This is a genomic window from Pseudomonas paraversuta, assembly GCF_904063065.1.
GTDB lineage: Bacteria > Pseudomonadota > Gammaproteobacteria > Pseudomonadales > Pseudomonadaceae > Aquipseudomonas > Aquipseudomonas paraversuta.
On record NZ_CAJFCL010000002.1, the window covers coordinates 469,350 to 490,440 of the forward strand.

Annotated in this window: 17 protein-coding genes and 2 pseudogenes; 2 read left to right on the top strand and 17 right to left on the bottom strand. The window is 57.1% G+C overall.

Annotated elements, in window-relative coordinates:
* Nucleotides 1-564 precede the first annotated feature (564 nt).
* The 12 genes and pseudogenes from JQ845_RS05280 to JQ845_RS05335 form a co-directional block, all read right to left on the bottom strand.
* Nucleotides 565-1,398 (bottom strand): DUF4238 domain-containing protein, encoded by an 834-nt coding sequence (locus JQ845_RS05280; RefSeq protein WP_203008680.1) that lies wholly within the window; start codon nt 1,396-1,398, stop codon nt 565-567.
* 42 nt (nt 1,399-1,440) lie between these two features.
* On the bottom strand, nt 1,441-1,632 hold the full coding sequence (locus JQ845_RS05285) for an AbrB/MazE/SpoVT family DNA-binding domain-containing protein (protein ID WP_203008683.1): 192 nt from the start codon (nt 1,630-1,632) through the stop codon (nt 1,441-1,443).
* A 599-nt stretch (nt 1,633-2,231) separates the two neighbouring features.
* Nucleotides 2,232-2,423 (bottom strand): annotated as a pseudogene (locus JQ845_RS05290) (transposase domain-containing protein); the annotation flags it as partial.
* Nucleotides 2,424-2,465: 42 nt separating this feature from the next.
* Nucleotides 2,466-5,357: a hypothetical protein gene (locus JQ845_RS05295; RefSeq protein ID WP_203008685.1), complete on the bottom strand. Its 2,892-nt coding sequence runs from the start codon at nt 5,355-5,357 to the stop codon at nt 2,466-2,468.
* A 28-nt stretch (nt 5,358-5,385) separates the two neighbouring features.
* Nucleotides 5,386-6,159, bottom strand: a complete 774-nt coding sequence (locus JQ845_RS05300) for a hypothetical protein (RefSeq protein ID WP_010657011.1) — start codon at nt 6,157-6,159, stop codon at nt 5,386-5,388.
* 265 nt (nt 6,160-6,424) lie between these two features.
* Entirely contained in the window at nt 6,425-6,808 is a 384-nt protein-coding gene (locus JQ845_RS05305; protein WP_010657010.1) for a hypothetical protein, read from the bottom strand.
* Nucleotides 6,809-8,259: 1,451 nt separating this feature from the next.
* A pseudogene (locus JQ845_RS05310) lies at nt 8,260-9,422 on the bottom strand (IS3 family transposase).
* 398 nt (nt 9,423-9,820) lie between these two features.
* Complete coding sequence (locus JQ845_RS05315) at nt 9,821-10,606, bottom strand: PhzF family phenazine biosynthesis protein (RefSeq protein WP_203008692.1); 786 nt, start codon at nt 10,604-10,606, stop codon at nt 9,821-9,823.
* A 5-nt stretch (nt 10,607-10,611) separates the two neighbouring features.
* The gene (locus tag JQ845_RS05320; protein WP_203008694.1) at nt 10,612-11,313 is read right to left on the bottom strand and encodes a helix-turn-helix transcriptional regulator; all 702 of its coding nucleotides are present in this window, start codon (nt 11,311-11,313) and stop codon (nt 10,612-10,614) included.
* Nucleotides 11,314-11,370: 57 nt separating this feature from the next.
* Nucleotides 11,371-11,787 carry an NUDIX hydrolase gene (locus tag JQ845_RS05325; protein ID WP_127195382.1) on the bottom strand — a complete coding sequence of 139 codons (417 nt, stop codon included), beginning with the start codon at nt 11,785-11,787 and terminating at the stop codon, nt 11,371-11,373.
* Between the two features lie 39 nt (nt 11,788-11,826).
* The gene (locus JQ845_RS05330; protein ID WP_010656483.1) at nt 11,827-12,426 is read right to left on the bottom strand and encodes an MliC family protein; all 600 of its coding nucleotides are present in this window, start codon (nt 12,424-12,426) and stop codon (nt 11,827-11,829) included.
* A 115-nt stretch (nt 12,427-12,541) separates the two neighbouring features.
* Nucleotides 12,542-13,462 carry a LysR substrate-binding domain-containing protein gene (locus JQ845_RS05335; protein ID WP_010656484.1) on the bottom strand — a complete coding sequence of 307 codons (921 nt, stop codon included), beginning with the start codon at nt 13,460-13,462 and terminating at the stop codon, nt 12,542-12,544.
* Between the two features lie 229 nt (nt 13,463-13,691).
* On the opposite strand from JQ845_RS05335, the gene JQ845_RS05340 reads away from it, so the two are divergent.
* Complete coding sequence (locus JQ845_RS05340) at nt 13,692-15,011, top strand: dicarboxylate/amino acid:cation symporter (RefSeq protein ID WP_161718709.1); 1,320 nt, start codon at nt 13,692-13,694, stop codon at nt 15,009-15,011.
* Nucleotides 15,008-16,507 (top strand): cysteate racemase, encoded by a 1,500-nt coding sequence (cuyB, locus tag JQ845_RS05345; RefSeq protein WP_203008695.1) that lies wholly within the window; start codon nt 15,008-15,010, stop codon nt 16,505-16,507. Before JQ845_RS05340 ends, cuyB begins: the two co-directional genes overlap by 4 nt.
* Nucleotides 16,508-16,534: 27 nt before the next feature.
* Here the strand turns inward: cuyB and JQ845_RS05350 are convergent, their stop codons facing one another.
* The 5 genes from JQ845_RS05350 to JQ845_RS05370 form a co-directional block, all read right to left on the bottom strand.
* Nucleotides 16,535-17,158, bottom strand: a complete 624-nt coding sequence (locus tag JQ845_RS05350) for a dTMP kinase (protein ID WP_203008697.1) — start codon at nt 17,156-17,158, stop codon at nt 16,535-16,537.
* A gap of 160 nt (nt 17,159-17,318) precedes the next feature.
* Nucleotides 17,319-18,329, bottom strand: a complete 1,011-nt coding sequence (locus tag JQ845_RS05355) for an aldo/keto reductase (RefSeq protein WP_203008699.1) — start codon at nt 18,327-18,329, stop codon at nt 17,319-17,321.
* Between the two features lie 165 nt (nt 18,330-18,494).
* Nucleotides 18,495-19,163, bottom strand: coding sequence for a TetR/AcrR family transcriptional regulator (locus tag JQ845_RS05360; RefSeq protein ID WP_161718701.1), 669 nt, complete (start codon nt 19,161-19,163; stop codon nt 18,495-18,497).
* 77 nt (nt 19,164-19,240) lie between these two features.
* Nucleotides 19,241-19,678, bottom strand: coding sequence for an acyl-CoA thioesterase (locus JQ845_RS05365; RefSeq protein ID WP_203008701.1), 438 nt, complete (start codon nt 19,676-19,678; stop codon nt 19,241-19,243).
* Nucleotides 19,675-20,826, bottom strand: coding sequence for an iron-containing alcohol dehydrogenase (locus tag JQ845_RS05370; protein WP_203008703.1), 1,152 nt, complete (start codon nt 20,824-20,826; stop codon nt 19,675-19,677). The genes JQ845_RS05365 and JQ845_RS05370 overlap by 4 nt, the downstream gene beginning before the upstream one ends.
* Nucleotides 20,827-21,091: the final 265 nt, after the last annotated feature.

The following is a 21,091-nucleotide window of genomic DNA, read 5'->3' on the forward strand; positions in this document are numbered from 1 at the left end:
GGTGCCTTATGGAGCAGGGCGAGACAACCGGCAGAAGTCATAGATAGCTATGTACTAAACGGTTAGTTCCGTAACTTTAACAAAAAAACACGCCCTGCGACAAATTGTCCGCGCAAACCGCAGCAAGCCAGTGGCGAGCGCTTTCGCATCCTCACCTCGGCGCCTCTCTCGCTGGAGCCGGGGATGCAGGTAGCGGCGGGGCAGAGGTTGATGGCCATGCATCGCAGGCATCATCGATGCCCGGATGCGCGAAGCACTGGCGGCGCAGCGTGCAGCAGTTACGCAACTGGAGCACAGGCAACAGGTACAGCGCGCCCGGTGCGTTAAGCGAGATAAATGCGCTCAGGCATTGGGGCAGCCTGCGGTGGAAGGCATGGAAGTATCTGGAGTGGCGGCCGCGTTGGGGGCGTAAATCGCCAGGCTTTGGTGCACCGGGGTTCCAGATGGAGCCGTCGGACAGCAAGGGGAAAGGGCTGCCGAACCTGATGCCAAGGGTTATTATTATAACTATACTAAATAGTTCTTTAGTATAGTTATTCCATATACCTATAAGGGGGGCGTAATTTAGATCACCGTAGGCAGATCCTTTCCCGTTAATAAACGGCCGTCCAAACCTATAAATTCGAATGCATCGCTGTGCGCATAAATTTGTCTTGTCGCGTTGCCTATAATCCGACTATTGAAGGCTGCAACCTCTGTTCTTTCTAACGGAATTACTCGTTCGCTTGCCTCATAGTCGCCTAGAACGGCGATATTTTGGCTCAAAGGGATGAAAACACTCACGTCTCTTAGTGCGAACCCCAAACCCCATCCGTCGTCAGGTCGATTAGGGTGAGCTACCAGATTTACTGGGTAATCGGAGGTAATGAACCCAGGTGATCCATTGCTTGTTTGCAGAAAACGCCATTTGCGCTCTAGTAAACATTGATGAATTCCACGGATAAGACCCAATTCAAAGTAGGCATGCTTTGAGCTGTTCATCTCTAGGGTGGGTAAACCTTCCCGTGATTCTGAAGCCATTAGAATTTGGTTGAGGGGCTCAATGCTGCTTTCCAAATGCTGTCTGTCTCGTGGATTTCTCGCAGCAAAAAGCGAAAAAAGGAGCAGAACTGCTTCACGATCTGCGCTGTTGGAAAAACTACAGCTATTAACGACTCTGGTGAGTGCTGCAATCCCAGGTCCTTCGACCTCATTGGCGTAAGATCTCTCGAGTACATTGGGATCTGGGTGACCATCTAGTCGGTTGAAATGATCCTCACCAGCGACATTTTTTACGCTTTGCGGAAATCCTTTTTTCACAACAAGATCAACGCAGTGAACGACATCGTGCTTACCGGACTTCGCAAAACCTCGCAGGTATCCAGCCGAGACATAATGGTGGTAGATCGGTTCGCTCATATAAGTCGTATGTCCATTCTTGGTCGATTCACGTTATCAGTCTTATGACCGAATTGGCGTTAGCGTTAACGAACCGTCAGGCTGTTTTTCAACGGTCAGCGTGTCACCAATGACAAGGCCGATTTCGCTGAGCAGATCATCGGGCAACGGCACGATCATGTCGCCAGTGCCATCGGCAGCGTCTTGGCAGGTCACAGTCCAGCGTTGGTTTTCAGTACCTGGTACATGGTTCATGGTTTTGATCCCAAGATGGTCAGAGGTCGATAATGCCTGTCTGCCTGTTGAAAAGCAGCCTCCAAACTGCCCTGACGCACCAATACGATAGTTCGCATAATGTATATTATGTTAAATCACGTATCTGGGTCTGGGTTCGTCCCAATGGCGAGTTCGCTTCGTGACCTCGCGACTGCGGAAAATTGAAACTTTTCCCACTAAACCCTTACCCACCTCCATTGAGTGCGTGCAAATTTAGAACGACCTCGCCCAAAAAAGCTCAATTTTGAAATTTCCTCGCCTTAGACCACCGAAGCAATTTTGCAGATAAACCGTGAACGAATCGATAGATAACGTCCCTCTTAAGCGCTATCCCTACATTACTCGTAGCTTTTGGCAGTCAGATCGGCGCGACGCTGTGTCTCGTACCGTTTCCGAATATCAACCGCAATAAGCCCACTGGCGAGCTGGGGTACCCCAGAGGTGTGGTTGCGCGGCCATTTTCGGTTAATATTTTCTGAGTGTTTGGCGCATATTTTAAGAAAATCTTGGCGCGGTTAAGAAAATCTAGCCAACGACAGGGGAAAAATGGGAAATTTAATGGGGTTACGCCCATTAGATCAATGCGATGGAGCTACCCACTGGTGCGGTAGCAACCGTCCTATTTCACTGGCCCTCTGTGTCGGCAACCGCGTAAGTACATCCTTGAGATAGCCTTACGGGTCATGCCCGTTCATGCGTGCCGACTGAATCACGCCCATGATTGCCGCAGCCCGTTTTCCGCTGCGCAACGACCCTGCGAAGAGCCAGTTTCGGTGACGCCCAGTTCAAAGCCTGCCTTTTTGCCAGCGAAGTCAGAGCCCCGCCGCTGGCGCCACCGGCGCTGCATCTGCAGGCGGCCCGAACGACAGCAAGTCCGTTTCGCGCTTGCTCTTGTCCGGCAACAGCACTGACAGCACCGCGAACTCGAGCGCCCCGGACATCAGGAAACGACTGCGCACTATGCCATCGTCGCCGTGGTCGCTGCCGCTCGACAGGGTGTTGAACACCACCCGCTGGATCGCCACCGCTGGCAGCACATTGCTGCCCAGTTGGAAGCGGGTGCTGGCATTCTGCTCGAACACGTAGACACCCGTGTCGCCCTGGCGCTGATAGCTGCCATTGAGCACCACCGCCGTGGCCGGCAGCTTGCCGATAGCACCATATGCCGCAATTACCGGCGACAGGAACAACTGATTGATCGACAACTGTACATGGCTGCGGAAGTCGACCATGGCGGCGTTGCGGAACAGGGTTTGCAGCTGAAGAACCTGGAAGCCGAAATCGCCATTATCGGGAAGCGGTACCGGCATGTCGGGGTTGCCGCCGGCCGCGACGTTGGCCTTGTACACCGGCAGTTCGTAATCGATCAGACCGAACAGGCTGCTGGGCGTCTGCAGCGTCACGCTCGTACCGCTGACCTGCACACGGCTGGCGGTCGCGCCAAAATGATGGGCGCGAAACTGGGTGAAGTCGATGCCTGCGATCAACCCCTTGATCTGATCGGGAAAACCGGAGGGGTCGACGTCGGCGGCCAGCACGATAAAGCCTTGCCAGTTCGGGTCCTGCACGATCCTGGCAAAATCGTCGTACAGGTCATTGCCATCAGCCGCCGCCTTGATGCCTGCAGTCAGGTAGCTCTGCAGGTAGCTCGACAACCCGGTAAGCGCCACCGAGGTGTCGGTGCTGCTACCAGCCGATACCGAGAAGCTGTCCACCTCCACCCATTTGTTCGGATTGCACACCCGCTCCAGCAGCGTACCGTCGCAATACTTCATGATCAGGATGTTGTTGTAGGACGTGCTGTTGAGCGAGTCACCAACCGCTGCGGTCATCCGCCAGTCCGCGATCACCACGTCACGCTCGAACGTGGCCACGTCGCCCGCTAGCGCCGGGCCAGGCACTCCAAGCCTGGCCGGATTGACGATCACGGCCATCAACTGATTGGTCTGGAACAGGTTCTGCAGCTCGGGCGTCAACGCGTTGAACGCGAAGTCCACGCTGCCGCTGGCCGGCAACTTGGCGATCGAGCGCGCCACGACCACTCTCTGGTAGAGGCTTTCTGGCGATGCCGCGGAAGGGGTCTCGACCTCGGCATACAAGCCTTGGGGGGTTGTCGCCTGATGCGTATCGGCCGCGCCGGCTATTGCATGCAAACGGCTTTTGCGGGTGTTCTTCAATGCCGCCAGCCGTGCTATGCCCAGGGCGCCGAGACGACCTTTGCGGGCCGCCGAGAGAATCTGGCTCTCGAAGGCTGCAAGGTTGTCGATCGGCGTCGTCCTCACCCCGGCATAGGGTACGAACGGCAGTAGTAGCAAAGCCGCGTTCGCATCGCTCTGCGGGATGGGCGACGGGGTCGGCAGCGGCCTCAGCAGCGCCAAGCTATCGTTGCCGGCCCCGGCAGCCGGCGCATACAGCGGGCTGCCTTCGGGCTGCGCCAGGTAGCAGGCACTGCCGTCAGCGCCATTGAGCACCGCGGCCCAGGCGGTGACGTAGGTGGTGTCAAGCCGTGGTTTGGGCTTGCCGATCTGCGCTTCATTCATATCGGCCGGTTTATAGGGGAATGCGGGGGCGTAGGCCGCTTGCCCGGGCACAAAACGCAAGCAGTCGAAGGTGCCTGCGGTTTGCCATGGCGCCATCGATATCCGCTCGCTGCCATACAGCCCAGGCATCAGCTCGAAGACCGAGGCGCCCTTCCCTGCCTCTGCCAAGGCGTAATCACCCGCCAGGGTCAGATAGACCGAGCGCACCGGTTGCCCGGCGGGTGTCTTGGGCTGCAGCACCAGGGCACCGCACCAGGGCAATGGCTGCTGGTTGTCGTCGAGGCCATGCAAGGAAATCAGCTCAATGGCCCGGCCCGTCGGCGTGCGATACCAACTGGCAAGCGGGTCGGTGCCGGTCAAGGCAAACTGGGTGCGCAGGATGCCTGCCGGCAATGCCGCGTCGGTGCTGTTGTACAGATTGAGCGGGTCGATGGTGCCACTGTAGGGCAGCACGGCGGCGGCTGGCCCAGAAACGATCGCCGGGTAGATCTGCCGCACCGGACTACCGGCTACCGTATGCAAGTAATGAAAGCCGGTTTGCAAACCGTCGAGGGTGCTTTGCTCACCTGAGCGCAGCAGCGTTCCGACAACGGTGAAGGCCCCTGCATAGGGGCCAACGAATGGCAATCCGGATTCGCCCACCACCGTGGGGGGGCTGGTGTCGTCGAGCATGTTGAACTGCAAACGACCGATTCCGGATCGGAAGAACACCAAGCCCTGCTCGCCGATGCCCATCAGAGTCTGGCCCGGAACCGCAAAGCCCAGCTGTCCGGCCGCCAGGTTGAAGTTATTGGCCGTGGCCACGCTTCCGCCGCCGCCCTCGAAGAAGGTGATCGCGCTCTGAGCAGGTTTACCGAAGGTGGGGCCGTTGGCATCGGGCAACCAGATGCAGGCACAACCACCGAACGGGTCATTGAAGCTTTTCGCCAACCAGTTCCCGATGGCCGCGACGAATTTTGCAATGGCTTCCTCGTCGCTCAAGGTCGGGGCCGCAGGCGCAAAAAGGTAGTGGCCCTTCTTGAAGCTCTCGGCGAACGACAGCGTTGCCGGTGGGTCACCGCCCAACCAGACGAAACCGACCCACCCCGGCGCTTGTTCCGGGTCGTTGAGCGTGTAGAGCTTACTTGCGAAATAGCGGCGGAAAAGCGGCGCGTTGGCGTTCATCGCAAGCTCCAGATTCCGGCCAGGACCGTCAGCCAGAGGGCAGCGACCAATTGGCGACGAGTGAAGAAATACGCGTTGGCGGGGTGTTGCGAGAAGAGAAATCCGCCTGCAGGAACAGGCTGCCAGGGCTGAGCTGCGTGGGGATGGACAAGGTGATCTGAGCCCCGGCCTGAATCCGGATATCGCCTGAGCTGATCAGTTCGGGGAACACCTGTATCGGTGCAAACTGCGTGGTTTCGGCAAACGCCAGCAAGGTGTCGCCGGCGTAGAAGCCAAACTGCGCGATATTCGCCACGGCGCTGCGAACCGTGGTCAACGTGCTCAGCTCGCTGGTCAGCTGCGCACGATACTCGCCAACCACCGGGTCGGCCGTTGCCGGCCAACTGTACAGCATCCCCCTCAGCGGGTAGCTGGCCTGGCCGTCGGTTGCCACCACGTCCGCGTTCACCGAGGCGTAGCCACGGGTGTCTTGCAGGTTCAGGGTGATTAGGCCTTTGGCGGTACACGCTGCCAAGGCGATATCCAACGCCAGCTTCGGCTCGGTGAGGCACAAGAGCTGCCTGGCCAATTGCGTACCCGACAATGAGGCGATTACCACTGCCTGCCCGCGGGAGGCATCGGCCTGGACGCTGAGCCGCAACGGGCCGATATCGATCGGCACAGGTGGGATATCGGCGAATTTCCCGAGTACTTCCTCGGCCCCCAGCGACTTGCCCACAACGGCCACCAGCGGCAGCGCCAACGGCGAGGCTCTGGCAACGCCAGGGCCGGGGGTATCGGGCGACGACGGAGGGGTGAGCATGCACGTGGCTCCCTGGCCTTGAAGCAGAATCCTGCATTGTGTTTCTCCCTGTCATCCTTGATTCCCTGGGGCCAACACTGCTTGCCGCGAGGAACGACGTGGATCATGTTCATGCCGCTGCGCAAGGTGCTCTCTCCGGAGCGAGTTGTGCGCAGCACATGCACCTGATGCTCCGCAGGTCCATGAGGCCGGTGCCGCGGGCGATCAGGCGGCATGCATCCGCCCAATCAGGGCCATCGAGGCGGTGATTAGGCAGTTCTGCGCATCAGGAGCTCAGTGGCCAGGAGGCTACAGTCGCGTTGAAAGGTATGCCTGCTGGGTTATTGGGGGTTACCAACGTCAGGCTTGCGGTAATGCCGCCCGGTTGTATGGTGGTCGGAATCTGCAGGTTGAATGTGCCACCTTTCTTGATGGTCAAGCTTCCCAGGATGATGTCGGACGGCAGGGTCGCAGTCGGTTCGGCTTGTGTCAGGGTTGCACTCCACACCATCCAGCTGCCGTTCCAGATTGCGACAGTCGCGTACTGGCGGGCATCTCCACTTACCGTGGTGACGATGGAAACGGTGGAAGACAGGACATAGGAGATGACCAGAGGTGCCGCAGCAAAGCTGGAGGGCGCATAGTTTTCATCCAACTTAAATAAAGTCATTGCAGTTACCTTTGCGTTCGATTGGCAAGTGGTGGGTTAAGGATGCCCCCGAGGCTTACCGCGCTGATCGACTTGCAAATGGGTGGAGAATCCGCCCTCGCCGACATCCTTATCTTACGAGGGGTGATCCTCGAATGCTGAGCCTAGCCACGGTTTGAAAATCCACAAGGGGGGGAAAACAAAATTAATTGAACCTTTTTCCGGGCCAGGCACAGGGGCCGAAAATCTCCGTTCTTGACGGGCCTGCAATGAGGAGGGAATCAGTAATGCGTGGTCGGGAAATGGCCATTCACTGGGGCGATCGCAGCGGGCCCCTGAACGCCGAGCCGAAGGTCTGAATCAGGGTACATAGCCAAACAGGCTCACCTCTGGAAAACCAGATCGCCGCATACAGTTCACTGTTTCGCCGTCCACGGCCTTCCGTGTAATTACCGGCCTTGATCTGAGGCTGGATTGACTTCCAGAGTTTCACTGCCGAGCACCGGACTTGCTCTTTTTGCAAGAGTCTGTTGCAGACATGTGATCGTCCTGTCAGGAAGTTTCAGGCAGGCCATGCCGGGAACGGACAGTATGTGTAATAGGTTCTCTATGAGGCGGGAGGGGGAAGGCGAAGGTTACTAGGGTAGCGACGGTTTCAAGCTAGGCGCTTGTTTGAGTGTGTTTGGAGGCCGGTGGGTGCTGCCTGGACTGCAGCGCCCTCGAAGACTCATCGAGCGGACGGGATTTTCTTGATGACATGAAAGCAATTTGCTATTACACCCATCTACACCAGCTAACCACGATAGGGACGTATAGATGAAACCAATATCGATAAACGCCCATCAACTAGCAGCTGCACTACCTAGGGTGCAGCCTGGCCTGGAGAAATACAATGCAATCCAAGTGTTGGTAAAGGGGGACACCACAGGATTCAAAGACCCGCTATTGAGACGATCCTACAATGGTTTCTATCGAGTACGACGTGGCCAGCCATGGCAGTCGGCGTACTTCGACCTCATGCTCCAGACTCAAATACATGGGCATGGTTTCTCTCAGATTCTCACAGCCTTGCATAACTCGACAGGCAGATATGAGGCTTCATTCTCAAGCAAGTTGTTAGCAACACTGGATACCTCTCAGCCCGTCATCGATTCAGTGGTTCTGAAAAATCTTGGCTGCAAGCTCCCAAATGTAACGTCGCCACACCGTTTGAGAGATATTGTGGCCATCCATAGCGACCTGCAGCAGAATCTTCAAAACTTCCTCTCAACGGTTGAAGGCCGCACGTTGGTTGCGCAATTCAAAGTCGCATACCCTCGTCATAGAATCTCTGAGGAAAAGATGGTAGACCTCGTGCTATGGCAGATGCGCTAGATAGATTTGAGTAGACTTTCGAGGTTAGTGCGAGATTTTCGAAATAATGGGACTAAGGTTGGCTCCTTGCGAAAGTTATGTAGCGCGTTCTGTAGTGGTCAACTAATCCCGGACACGACGTTAAGTTTTTTCTCGGCCTGAGCCGGTGGCAGCCCACCATTAAATTGGTGCGGTCGAATCCAGTTGTACCGGCACATCAAAAAATAGCTGATATCCCGCTGAGCTTGTTGGACTGTCGCGTAGCCCATGGACGGTATCCACTCAGTTTTCAGGCTCCTGAACACCCGCTCCATCGGCGCATTATCCCAACAATTTCCTCGCCGGCTCATGCTCTGACGCATGCGATATCGCCAAAGGCGCTGGCGAAAACTCCGGCTTCCATATTGCGAGCCCTGGTCGGAGTGGAACAGCAAAACCTGAGGCCTCCCTCGCTGCTCGTAAGCCATGTCCAAGGCCTTGATGACCAAGTCGGCATCCGGCTTTCCCGACAACGCCCAACCCACAACACGGCGGACAAAAAGTTCTAGCACAACCGCCAGATACTGCCATTTCCCTTGAGCCCAGATGTAAGTGATATCGCCACACCAGACGTGGTCAGGAGCGAGCACATCAAACTCTCGGTTCAAAATATTAGGGATGTCGGGCCGCTCGACCGTCACCTTTTTGTAAGCATGCGATCCCGGTTGTTTGCTGACCAACTCCAGCTCGCGCATCAGGCTGCGTACCTTGAATCGCCCGATCTGCTCGCCGTCGTCCTGCATCATGGCCATGATGCTAAGGCTACCGGGAGCACTGCGGCCTTAGGTGAACAACTCGCTCACCCTACTGCGCAATCGAAGGCGTTCTACATCCGGTGTGCGGCGCCTGAGACGCCGAGCGTAGTAGCACGAGCGGGTCACTTCAAACACCTTGCACAGCCAATCAACCGGCTCGTGGATGCTCAACTGGTCAATCAGCGCGAACGCTCGAGATCTTCCGACATCAAGAGCGCGGCGGCCTTTTTTAAGATCGATTTTTCCCGCTCAAGGCGAGTAATTCGGGCTTCCAGCTCTTGGATTTTCTGCTGCTCCGGGGTCAGCGCTTTGCTCTGCGGGGTGACGCCCGTGCGTTCTTGCTGCACCTGGTCGACCCATCGGCGCAAAGCCGACTCGCCGACACCAAGCGAGCGGCTGGCCTCAATGAAGCTGTAATCCTGCTTGAGAACGAGGTCGGCAGCCTCACGTTTGAATTCAGGGGAAAAGTTACGGCGTTGTTTGGTCATCTGACACCTCGTTCTGGCGAGCATTCTCGCCTAAATGGGTGTCCGGTTTCATTAGACCACTACATACCAGGCCTGTGCCACCTATGACTCTCCCTACTAAAACTCACTTTCACAGCCTAGTCCGCGACATGCGTGTGGTGATGCAAAAGGCGAAGCTAGAGCCGGACTTGATCCTGGGCCGCGCATTAGCAAAATGGTGCAGTAACTGTTTTCCGGGATTGCCACCCTCCCCCGGTATCAGAACCAGGTCTACGATGACCTCGAAACTGAATCAGAGTGTCTGGAAAACTCTGGTTCAGTACGGCGCCCATCCATTATCTGAGTGTTCAGACGGGATGCTCGACCGTACGATTGCGGGCTGCGGTTTCATTGAGCAACCCCGCCTGAGTGATCCGGCCTTAGATAAAAATAGTACCGCGCAGGTACAGCGCGCCGTGGCCACTGATAATGACTCGGTCGCTGTCCAGAACTTCACAGTGCAGTTGACCCTTGCGCGCCCCGCCTTGCTCCGCACTCAGGCTGCGCTTGCCCAGGCGCTTGGCCCAATAGGGTGCCAGAGAGGTGTGGGCCGAGCCGGTAACCGGGTCTTCATTCACGCCCACCCGAGGGCCGAACCAGCGCGAAACAAAGTCAAAGTGACGACTCGGTGCGGTAACCGCAACACCGCGCACGTCGAACGCGGCCAGCGCGGCAAAGTCGGGATTGAGGCCAGCGATGATGGCTTCATCCTCGACCACTACCACGTAATCATCTGTGCGATAAAGCGCATCGATCTGCTCCAGGCCCAAGGCTTGCAAAAGGCCTGGTGGGACTGCTACGAGTTCAGGCTGCCTGGCCGGGAAGTCCATGGCCAGGCGTGCGCCTTCACGGCGTACACGCAACTCGCCACTGCGAGTGGCAAAGCGCAGTATGTCGCGGTTTTCACCCAGCTGTTCGAACAGCACCCAGGCCGCTGCCAAGGTGGCATGGCCACACAGGTCGACTTCCACCGTGGGAGTAAACCAGCGCAACTCGAACACCTCACCGTTGCGCACAACATAGGCTGTTTCGGACAAGTTGTTTTCTGCGGCGATTTGTTGGAGCGTGGCATCAGGCAACCAAGTCTGCAGCGGACAAACCGCCGCCGGGTTACCGCCGAAAGTCTCAGAAGTAAAAGCGTCTACCTGGAAAATATCGAGTTGCATTTTTATCATTCCTGCCCGCTTGGGTTTTCTGTAGCCCGGATCTGCTCCAGGTAGTTGTAGATGGTGTATCGGGTTACGCCGAGCGCGGCGGCAGCTTTTTCAATCCCGCCTTTGACGATGAATATCCCGCGATCCTGCATCTGCCGAACAGCTTCAACCTTTTGCGGTTTTTTCATCCCGGCGACACCGCCGGGACAAGCGCCCTGAATGATCTCCGCCATCAACTGTTCCATATCTCTCGGCTCATCGACGCGGGGCTCTGGCGCGCCTTCAAGGCCCAGGATTCCAGCGAGTACAGCGTGGGCGGCGGCAATACCGCTCAAGTCGGCATTGATACACAGACTGGCGAATGGTTGCCCGCTACTGTCGCGATATACCACGGTGGAACTGCGCAGCGGGCGGCCGTCAGGTGCGAGCGTCGAATAGTTCTCCACCATTATGGGATCAGAGCTTGAGTGATCTTCCATGGCGCGCCTGACGGCGATGAAGCCTGAATCCTGGCGTGGGCCGCCCAATACTGACCCGCCTACCCTTCTGCCAGTGATACGACCATTGGCGATGGCAAGGATGGATCTATCCGGATTGGCCAGATCATGTAACACGATCTCCGTATGAGGGCCTACGGCATTGCTGAGCATCTTGAGGGTGCTGTGAAGCACATTGAGTATCAGCTTGCGCTCGGCGGGTAATACTTCAGAAACCTTCATTGGTACCTGCAGTGATTAATCGAATGGCAGGAAAAATATCAACAATAAGTTTAATTATCAATTTTTTGTTGAGTCAAGGGTCGAGCGGAGAAAGCTCAAGGCATCCCTGAAAACCTGATGCCATCTATCAGAAGGGTCACTCATCAGTGGGTGCCAGAAAAATCTGAATTCATGACCTCCATCATCTTCTGCAAAATGCACCCAGGTTTCGGGAAGGTCCTGGGCAACGTCGCACTCATGAAATGCCCATGTGTGCCCCGTTACAATGGAACGCCACTCACCCAGATCTCGCCTTGCCGTGGATTGAATCCCGGCTTCTTCCATCAACTCTCGCACAGCCGCCAAGGCGGTTGATTCACCTGGTTCGACACTGCCTTTGACTAATTGCAGGCCTGCCAATGGATGCTCAAATGCCAGGATCTCCAACGTTTCGCGGGCACGGAGAACCACAGGACAAGATTTATCTGCTGCCATACCGCCACACCTTTTCAGTTAACCGGGCGTCCTGATGCTTCACCCAGTTTTTTTGCAGGTCATTTCCTTGGCGCCGTAGCCCCAGGTTACAAGCGCTTCACCCTGGTGTTCCCAAAAACTCTCATTACGGCCCTGGTAATGTGCGCCGCTGCCCGAAGGCACGGCCAACATCAATGATTGCTGATTCTTGTAGGTCGCGTTGATGGACGGCGGGTCCGTCTGGAAGAAAGTCGCTACGACACTGCCATCACTGGCGCAATCAAACTTCACCGGGCCTGTGGAGGGAACCAGGCCATAGGCTGTCTGGATTTCGACGATACGCAGGGTGTAGCTGTCGCGCAGGCAGGTCTGCTTGTCGTCGGCTTTCCAGCACTCGTCACGGCCCTTGATCCAGCCACGTTGCTCGGCTTTGAGGGTTTTGGCCGCGTTTGCGGCCTTCTTCACGGCCGTGTCATAGACACCGGCCAGCTTGCGGTCCAGGGTCGACAGCTGTTCACTCTGGCAAATCAGCGTCTCGGCAGCGCTGGACATCCCGGGGCTGCACTTGAACGAAGGTTCAGTCCTGGCCTGGGCGGCGCTGGCGAACCCTGCAGCCAGCAATGCGAGGGGCAAGAAGGCTACTGAGGGATTGAAAGACATTTTGGTGCTCCTGATGATTCAAAACTTGATAAAACCAATGCAGCTCTTCAGGCCAATGGCAGCGCCCGGCATTCGCCGGGTAATGCACTGGCGGGAGCAGCCATGGGAGTTTGCCCTATTCGTCCGCTAAATTGAGTGAAGCACCTTCAAGCGTCTTCCAGAGGTTACGCATGGTGGGGTTCTGGTTGCTGATTGAGCAGCAGGAACGTATTTCCAGTCGTGTGCTCCATTCATCACCCCCCGCTTTCACCAACTGTCCTCGCTGCAGTTGATCGATGACCGCGCTTTGGGGCAGCCACGCTACTCCGTAGCCCTCGACGGCCATGCGCATCAGCAGCATCGTCATATCCGCCTCGTAGCACCGCTCCAACCTGCATGCTGTGGGGCCATTCTTTATGACGATCTCGGCCACACGCCCGAGAAAAGTCGTGGCCGTGTAGGCGAGATGAGGAACGGGTTTACTGGAGCTGCCCGGCAAGGGATACAGCGCATTTCCCCGGCGGTCAGGTGCGCACACCGGAATAAACGCGTCATGCCCCAGGGTCAGACTGCCGAATTTTTCCGAATCGAGAACAATGGGCGCCAGGGGGTGGTGATAGACGAGCATCAGGTCGCAACTCCCCTCCTCCAGAGCTATGACGGCGTCGTGAATGTTGGCGGCAACGACCCGCACATTGAATTGCTCGTTGTGCTGCTGAAATTGCTTCAGCCATTTGGGCAGGAATGTCATCGACAGGCTGTGGCCGGCAGTGACCTGGATGGATCGCCCCGGCATCCGCTCTACCTCGCGCAGGCTGGAGCGCAACCTCATCAGCCCCGCCAATGCCTCGCGGCTCTCTTCACTGAATGCACGCCCGGCAGGCGTGAGCTGGACCGGATAGGTGCCGCGATCCACCAACTCTGCACCCACCCATTCTTCAAGTGACTTTATACGCCGCGACAAAGCCGACTGGGTCACACAGCGAACCTCAGCCGCCCGAGAAAAGTTCTTCCACTCTGCGACCGCCAGAAGATCATCCAGCCATTTGATTTGCATAGCCTCACCCCATGCTGCGAATAGCCAGTGTATAGCGCCCCGGCAGTGCCCAGGCAGCTCCTGGAGAAACTATTCCAAAAGCGCATAGGCCCATCCTGATTACTCATCAAGACCTGCGGGGCCTGTCTCTAGAATCTCGAACCTGAGGTCGCCGCCATAGCGTCACGGCAGCAACACACTTGTCTGCAGCCAAGTAGAAAAAGCACAAAAACAACTTGAGGAAAGCGCTGTGAAGAAAAATAAGCTTGGGCGTCGAATTGCGATTGGCATTGCCTTGGGGGTGCTTGTTGGTTGGGCATGTCACCATTTCGCAGGCAGCGAACAGAGAGCCGAAGAGATAGCGTCTTACTTCTCGCTGGTCACCGACATTTTCTTGCGCATGATCAAAATGATCATTGCCCCGCTGGTGTTCGCCACCCTGGTCGGCGGCATTGCCAGCATGGGCAACTCTCGTTCCGTCGGGCGCATAGGCTTGAGAGCCATGACCTGGTTCGTCACGGCTTCGGTGGTATCCCTGGCTATCGGGATGGGCCTGGTCAACCTGTTTCAACCCGGTGCCGGCCTGAACATGGAGGTGGTCCAGCATGCCGCGAGTCCGGCAATGGTCAATACCGCAGATTTCAGCCTCAAAGTGTTCATCAGCCACGTGTTTCCTCGCAGCATTGCCGAGGCGATGGCCAATAACGAGATCCTGCAAATTGTGGTGTTCTCGCTGTTCTTCGGTTTTGCCCTGGCGGGAGTCAAGCGCGCCGGTTACACCAGGATCGTCGACAGCATTGAAGAGCTGGCCAAAGTGATGTTCAAGATCACCGACTTCGTCATGGCCTTTGCACCCATCGGGGTTTTTGCAGCCATTGCGTCGGCGATTACTACCCAGGGCGTGGGGCTGCTGGTCGATTACGGCAAGCTGATTGCCGAGTTTTATCTGGCAATCCTCATCCTCTGGGCAGTGTTGTTCGGCGCCGGCTACTTTTTTCTCGGCCGCTCGGTATTTACCCTGGGCAAGCTCATTCGTGAACCCGTGCTCCTCGCGTTTTCCACCGCCAGCAGCGAATCCGCGTACCCGAAAACCATGGAGGCACTGGAGAAATTCGGCGCGCCGAAGCGCGTATCCAGCTTCGTACTGCCATTGGGATACTCGTTCAACCTCGATGGTTCGATGATGTATCAAGCGTTCGCCATCATGTTCATTGCTCAGGCCTACAACATTGACTTGAGCTTCACACAGCAACTTCTCATCTTGCTGACGCTGATGGTTACCAGCAAGGGCATGGCGGGTGTAGCCCGGGCATCAGTGGTGGTGGTAGCGGCAACCTTGCCCATGTTCAATCTTCCCGAAGCCGGAATTTTGCTGATCCTTGGCATTGATCAGTTTCTGGATATGGCTCGCACCGCCACCAACGTGGTGGGCAACAGCATTGCCACCGCTGTGGTTGCGAAGTCCGAACCCTGTGATGAATCGGCAGAGGAAGCTGACGATGCACAACCCTCACCGGTAAATCCTCAATCCGTATGTCCTGTACCGGCGGCTTATGGTGTTGCGTCATGAAGAGCAAATCAGCGCTATCCGGGGACGCAGCCACTGTTCGAAAACTTGGCATTGTGGGTGGCCTCGGCTCCCTGGCCGGGGGGGATCTGTTCTACAAATTGGTCAAGTCCAGGGCCGTGCTTGAGGACCAGGGCCGCTATCACTTCCTGTTCGAGCAGCATCCGTTCAAGGACGTGCTGCTGCCCCTGGACAAGGGTGCGAATATGACATCGCGCAAGTTCTACGTGTTCCAGGTCTGTAAAACTTTTGAAGAAAGTGGCGTAGATGCGGTGATGCTTCCGTGCTTCGCCAGTCATACATTCCGGGCTGAAATTCAGGAAGAACTGAGTATTCCCGTACTCGACATGATGGCTGCCCTGCGCAGTCACATTGACCATATCGCCAAACCTGGCGTCACCCTGGGTATCGTCGCCTCTGACTACGTGCGCCATTGCGGTTTGTTTGAGCGCTATTTTGGCACTGACTTCAAGCTGGTTTATCCCAGCGATGAAGTGCAGTCAGGGCTGATGGCCGCGATGTATGGCGTCAATGGCATCAAGGATGGCTATCTGCACGGGGTTCCTCTGGAGTCTGCTTATCAGGCTTGCCTTTCGCTACAGGAACAAGGGGCAAGCATTGTCTTGCCTGGCATGACCGAACTCTCGCTGGTCTGTGGTGATCTGCAGCGACGGGGTATTGCAGTGCTGGATATCAACGAGCTTTATGCCGGTTTCGCGACCCTGAACAAAGGTCAATCGAGTCGCCCCCCCTTCAAACTGGGGATAGTGGGAGGGGTGGGCCCGGCAGCGACGGTCGACTTCATGGCCAAGGTCGTTACACATACACCGGCAGGCCGTGATCAGGAACATATCAAAATGGTGGTCGAGCAAAACCCGCAGATTCCTGATCGCACGGCCAACCTGCTGCATGACGCAACGGATCCGACCCTGGCGATGTACGCAACGTGCAAGCGCCTGGAAAGTGCAGGCGCCAATGCGATTGCGATTCCCTGCAATACCGCCCACGCCTTTGTTGAACGTATTCAGGCATACCTGCGGGTCCCCATTGTCAACATGCTGACTGAGACAGTGGACGCCATTGTCCGGCAGTACGGCGCTGGCAAAACAGTCGGCTTGCTGGCGACCTCGGGCACCATAAAAAGCCAGGTCTACCAGGACGCTGCCCGGCGCACCGGACTGCAAATAATTGTCCCCGGCGTCGACTACCAGGCGCTGGTCATGGATTCGATTTATGGCGCGCGCGGGATTAAAGCCGGGTTCACTGAGGGCATCTGTAAAGATCAGCTACTGCTCGCTGCAGAACACTTGTGTGAATCGGGTGCCGAAGTGCTCATCCTCGGCTGTACGGAGTTGCCTCTGGTGCTGGAGCACAGCAAGGCTTACATGATCAACGGCCATCAAGTGGCATTGATAGACCCGACAACCCTCCTGGCAATCAAGTGCATTCAGCTTTCCCGGGAAAACCTGATCCAACGGCAGAGTGTTCCTGCCGGTTAGAGGCCCATACAGTTTGCAGGGGGTGATTCATTTCATGAGGCATGGAAAGCCTCTATAAATCTCGGAAACCACCTGCATCGTTGCCTCTTCAAGGGTTCCTTCATTACGGCATAACACCCAGCCGTGATCTGCAACCCCTTGCTCGAATCCCAGGGTGCAGGCGACATGTTCTTCCAGGTCATGCAGCACGGTGCTGCCCAGGCCCCGGGAACGTGCCGCTGCCCTCGCCCATGAAATTTCAGGGGCGGTGACCACCCCGACATGCAGGTCTGGCACTCGCACGTTGCGATCAAGGTTCAACTGCACAATGTCTGCAAACGGGACTATCCGGCGAAACGCAGCATCGGACGGGTACCAGCGATCGATCAGGATGATGCTGTCCGCGGGCTGTTTAGTCAGTACGTGCCGGGAAATCCAGGCCCGGCTGTCAGCAAGGCGCTGACAAACCTGCCACTCCAGATCCCGGCCCGGATTTCTGGCGAGTGTGTTCACCAGGGCCATCGTTTCAGCCCTGAAGGGATCGCTTTTTTTCTCGCAAAGGCGGATCACCTTCTGCTTGTCGGCCCGCAACACTTTGGTAATGGCCTCGAGCAGTGTGGTTTTACCGGCCCCCTTGGGGCCATCCAGTGAAACAAACAGCGGACGATTCATTCTTCACATATCGATTGAAAGACGGTTTGTTTTTCGCCCTGAGCGCAGCTGGAGCTGCCAGCTGCGAACAGGGTTGAGGGCCCGATAAACAGGCATTGATGAACACTCTAACCCGATTTGTGGCCAGCGCCCGAAGGTAAACCTGCTGCGTTGTTCAAGCTCAGCTCACTTTGCGCCCTTCAACCGGGTAGGCCGGATCGGTAAAGCCGTGGGTCGAGGCATGACCCGGCACCACCAGGCTATCCACCAGTTTCTCGTCATCCGGCCCCAGTTCCAGCCCTAAAGCCTGCATATAGCCGTCCCAGTGCGCATCTGTCCGGGGGCCTGCAATCGCTGCGCTGATCAATGTGTTTTTCAGCACCCAGGCAATAGCAAAGGCGACTGAAGTAGTGCCGCGATCGGCCGCATGCCGGGCAATGGTCTGGGCAATTTTCAACGACTCGGGACGCCATTCAGTCTGCTGGATCCGCTTGTCACCGCGCCCTGCCCTGGTATCCGCCGGTGGCGGCGCGTCCACCGGGTATTTACCGCTGAGCACGCCCCGTGCAAGGGGGCTGTAAGGCACAACCCCGATGCCGTAATTGCCTGCAACAGGCAGTTGCTCAACCTCGGCAATACGATTGACGATGTTGTACAACGGCTGGCTGACGCTCGGCCGCTGGATGCCCAACGAATCAGCGAGGCGAACCATCTCGGCGATTTTCCAGCCGTGGAAATTGGAAACCCCGTAATAGCGGATCTTGCCCTGGCGAATCAGATCGTCGATTGCGCGCAATCCCTCTTCCATCGGCGCATCACTCAAGGTGCGGTGGAAATACAGAATGTCGATATAGTCGGTGCCCAGGCGTTTGAGGCTGGCCTCGACACTCTGCATGATCCATTTGCGCGACTGCCCCTGTTGATTCGGGCCCGCGTCAGCCGACGACGGGTAACCGAACTTGGTGGCCACCACCCAGTTGTCGCGCTGCGCTGCAATGGAACGGCCGACCACTTCTTCGGAACGCCCGGCGTGGTAAGCATCCGCGGTATCGATGAAGTTGATGCCTGCGGCGCCCGCCTTGTCGATGATGCGCTTGCTGGTAGCCTCATCGGTCTCGCCGCCGAACATCATGGCGCCCAGGCACAAAGGCGATACTTTCAGGGCGCTGCGGCCCAGATAACGGTAATTCATCATCGATCCTCAAAGGCGTTTGCAAGAGCAGTTGATCCTAGACCAGTTCCTGTTACTGATTGAGGTGCAAAAAGGGATGCGGCTGTGCCAGTGGCACAGCCCTGAGGATCGATACCTGGTCGCATCCGGTCACTGGCTCAAAAGCCCTGAGCCAGGCGCATCGATTCAGGTCTGCCCATGGGTCAACAGAGCATGCAGCATGCTTGCAATCAATTCGGGGGAGTCTTCCTCCACCAGGTAGCCCGGTCTTTCCAGCAGCATGGCCCTGGGCAGTGCAGACAGCGTCTGATAAACCAGGAACTCAGCCTTTTGCGGGTCCTTGACCCGGATCTCGCTGGCGAACCGTTGCATCAACGCCGAACTCGCGGTGCTGGTCCACAGCGGTTTGTCCTTGACCACATCCAGTCGCACCAGTTCTTCGTAATGGGTTGAGCGCACGCTGAACGCCGGGTCGAACTGGTTTTTCTTGACGTGGGCGGCCATCACGACTCGCAAGGCCAGCAAAATGCCGTCGCGCAATGTGCTTTGCGCTGGCAGCGCCATGATGTCGCTGAACAGCGCAGTGCGCGCCTCAGACCGGTAATCGTCAAAAATCGCTGCGATCAGTGCATCGATCGTCGGGAAATACTCATAGATAGAGCTGATTGCCACGCCCGAATCCGCTGCGAGACGCATGGCACTCAAGGCTTCGCGGCCTTCGTTTTCAAGAATCTGGCGCCCGGTCTGTTTTACCGCACTCACCAGTGCAATAGAACGGGGCTGGCGCGGCTCCTTGCGTGGTTGCGCCGGTATTTCTACCTGTATGCCCTGACCGTTTCGGCTTGGTTTGATCATGCGTTGTTTCTCCGGAATGCTGCCTGGCGGGTCAGTCCCGCCAGGCAGCAAGCTGGAGTATGTACGAGCCGGCTCCTTTAGTCAGTGAGTCGTGCGAGTACTGCACGTACCGTCGGTGGAATGGTTACAGGGGTATTGCTGGCCCGATCGACGTAGACATAGACGATATGGGCTGCTGCACAGGCCAGCGGTTCGTCGTTGCGAAACAGGCCCAGTTCGTATCGCGCACTGCTGTTGCCCAGCCGCGATATTTTCATTCCGACACTGATCCGGTCGGGAAAACACAGGGATGAGAAGTACGTGCAGCCTGAATTGACAATCAGCCCGACGACGGGACTGTGGGCGATGTCCAGAGTGCCTTGCTCCACCAGATAGGCCGTGATTGCCGACTCACAGTAAGAGTAATAGACCACATTGTTTACATGCCCATAGGAGTCATGGTCGCCCCAGCGTGTAGGCATCTGGGTAAACCGGCGAAACTCTTCGCGGCGCGCACGTTCGATCTTGTTGCTCACAGAATGCTCCTGTAAATCGCGCGTACGTCTTGCTCACGGACGGGCCGGGGATTATTGCCCAGCAGGCGGGTCTGCTTCATGGCATCAGTCACCAGCAACTCGATATCAGACTCGGTAATGCCCAGGTCGCGCAGGCGGGTCGCCAGCCCCAACTCACCGGCCAACGCCCCCAGGTAGTCGGCCAGTGCCATGGCTTTTTCCCTGTCACTGCCACTGAGGCCGGGCAGCACAATATCGGCCAGTTGCGCATACAAAGGTGCGACCGCCTCAAGGTTGAAGCGCATCACCGGCCCCAGCACCAGCGCATTGGAAAGCCCGTGGGGCACATGAAAATGTGCGCCAAGGGGATAGGCCAGGGCGTGCACTGCCGCCACCGGTGAGTTGGCGAACGCCATGCCTGCCAGGCATGCGCCGAGCAGCATATTTTCCCGCGCTTGCAGATTGCTGCCGTCCTGGCAGGCCTTGAACAGGCTGGTGGACAACAAACGCAGGGCTTCGCGAGCCAGGCAGTCGGAGATCGGGTTTTTCAGATCCTTGCTGGTGTAGGCCTCGACGGCGTGGACCATGGCATCAATGCCGGTGGCGGCAGTGACATGGGGCGGCAGGCCAAGGGTCAGTTCGGCGTCCAGTATCGCCAGGTCAGGCAGCAGCAGCGGCGAATACACCACGTTTTTCTGACCTTCGCCGGTGGTCACCACCGATACCGGGGTCACCTCCGAGCCCGTCCCTGTCGTGGTGGGCACCAGAATCAACGGCAAGCGCGGGCCTTTGGCCTGGTTAATGCCATAGACCTGGGCCAGGCGCTCACCGCTGCAGGCCAGCAGTGCCACCAGTTTGGCGACATCCAGCGAACTCCCTCCCCCCAGCCCCAGCACACAATCAGCAGCACAGGCTTTGGCCACGTCAACAGCAATCTGAATCACCGACTCCGGCGGGTCGGCCTGTACCTGGGAAAATACCCTGACGGCGACGGGGCTGTTCTCGAAGCTGGCGAGCACTGCATCCAGCAAGCGTGCCGCGATAACCCCGGCATCGGTCACCACCAGTACCGATGTGCAGCCCATGGCCTGTACATGCTCGGCGAGCCGAGTTGCGGCGCCCCGCTCGATGATCATTGAAGCGGTGGTCTGAAATACCATTTTCAACATAAAGGCCTCACAAATAGGTGTGTTGCGTCCAGTTTTTGTTGTTGCTTGCAAAGCACATCACTCAGGGGCAAATGCCCTCACCCGAGCGTGGGGAAAACCCAGTGTATTGCAGCCGGGCCACTGCACAGCGGGCAAAAACAGTCTTCGCCGGGAATCCGGAATCAGTCCTGGAAAGCACCTCGATGAATAGTTTTTTCATGTTTTATATCAGCTAGTTAGGTCGATATATCGATCGCCTGTATACGGAACAAAAGCCCATCCAGTC

Excerpts from the sequence above, each read along its gene's own strand:
- JQ845_RS05280 (WP_203008680.1), bottom strand. The coding sequence starts at position 1,398 with ATGAGCGAACCGATCTACCACCATTATGTCTCGGCTGGATACCTGCGA.
- JQ845_RS05285 (WP_203008683.1), bottom strand. The coding sequence starts at position 1,632 with ATGAACCATGTACCAGGTACTGAAAACCAACGCTGGACTGTGACCTGC.
- JQ845_RS05295 (WP_203008685.1), bottom strand. The coding sequence starts at position 5,357 with ATGAACGCCAACGCGCCGCTTTTCCGCCGCTATTTCGCAAGTAAGCTC.
- JQ845_RS05300 (WP_010657011.1), bottom strand. The coding sequence starts at position 6,159 with ATGCTCACCCCTCCGTCGTCGCCCGATACCCCCGGCCCTGGCGTTGCC.
- JQ845_RS05305 (WP_010657010.1), bottom strand. The coding sequence starts at position 6,808 with ATGACTTTATTTAAGTTGGATGAAAACTATGCGCCCTCCAGCTTTGCT.
- JQ845_RS05315 (WP_203008692.1), bottom strand. The coding sequence starts at position 10,606 with ATGCAACTCGATATTTTCCAGGTAGACGCTTTTACTTCTGAGACTTTC.
- JQ845_RS05320 (WP_203008694.1), bottom strand. The coding sequence starts at position 11,313 with ATGAAGGTTTCTGAAGTATTACCCGCCGAGCGCAAGCTGATACTCAAT.
- JQ845_RS05325 (WP_127195382.1), bottom strand. The coding sequence starts at position 11,787 with ATGGCAGCAGATAAATCTTGTCCTGTGGTTCTCCGTGCCCGCGAAACG.
- JQ845_RS05330 (WP_010656483.1), bottom strand. The coding sequence starts at position 12,426 with ATGTCTTTCAATCCCTCAGTAGCCTTCTTGCCCCTCGCATTGCTGGCT.
- JQ845_RS05335 (WP_010656484.1), bottom strand. The coding sequence starts at position 13,462 with ATGCAAATCAAATGGCTGGATGATCTTCTGGCGGTCGCAGAGTGGAAG.
- cuyB (WP_203008695.1), top strand. The coding sequence starts at position 15,008 with ATGAAGAGCAAATCAGCGCTATCCGGGGACGCAGCCACTGTTCGAAAA.
- JQ845_RS05350 (WP_203008697.1), bottom strand. The coding sequence starts at position 17,158 with ATGAATCGTCCGCTGTTTGTTTCACTGGATGGCCCCAAGGGGGCCGGT.
- JQ845_RS05355 (WP_203008699.1), bottom strand. The coding sequence starts at position 18,329 with ATGAATTACCGTTATCTGGGCCGCAGCGCCCTGAAAGTATCGCCTTTG.
- JQ845_RS05360 (WP_161718701.1), bottom strand. The coding sequence starts at position 19,163 with ATGATCAAACCAAGCCGAAACGGTCAGGGCATACAGGTAGAAATACCG.
- JQ845_RS05370 (WP_203008703.1), bottom strand. The coding sequence starts at position 20,826 with ATGTTGAAAATGGTATTTCAGACCACCGCTTCAATGATCATCGAGCGG.